This window comes from Bifidobacterium jacchi (genome assembly GCF_009078285.1).
GTDB classification, from domain to species: Bacteria; Actinomycetota; Actinomycetes; order Actinomycetales; family Bifidobacteriaceae; genus Bifidobacterium; species Bifidobacterium jacchi.
This window is the reverse complement of the sequence record NZ_RQSP01000041.1, coordinates 19548-20036: the sequence shown is the minus strand read 5'-3', so window position 1 is coordinate 20036 and position 489 is coordinate 19548.

The window sequence follows — 489 nt, the reverse complement described above, 5'->3', positions numbered from 1 at the left end:
CAACCGCAACCAACCGCACGCTGTTCGTGCAGTGCACGTGCAACGCGGATCCTTGATATGCCGCCATTCCTGGTTTTTCTGGTTGGTTGCCAATTGGCAACCAACATGCCATTGGGGCGAACGGTATATCCACCGGAGGGGCGGCTGGCCCTCCCAAGTTATGGGGATTAGGCCGGGAAGTCGCGCGCAGGGCGGAGGAGTGCGTGTGGGAAGGGGATGCGCACAGGGAAGGATGCGCGCAAAGAGGTTCGCACAGGGCCGCCCGTCACGCGAGTCGCATGGCGTACTGTTGGCCCGCGGCACAGGTCTGAGGGTGCGGTTCATCAGTAGTGTTTCGGCAATGGCCCAGAATACTACCCCAACAACGACGTGAGGCACCTCGCGGTTCGTCAGTGGTGTTTCCTGCAATGGCATGTTGGTTGCCAATTGGCAACCAACCGCAACCAACCGCACGCTGTTCGTGCAGTGCACGTGCAACGCGGATCCTTG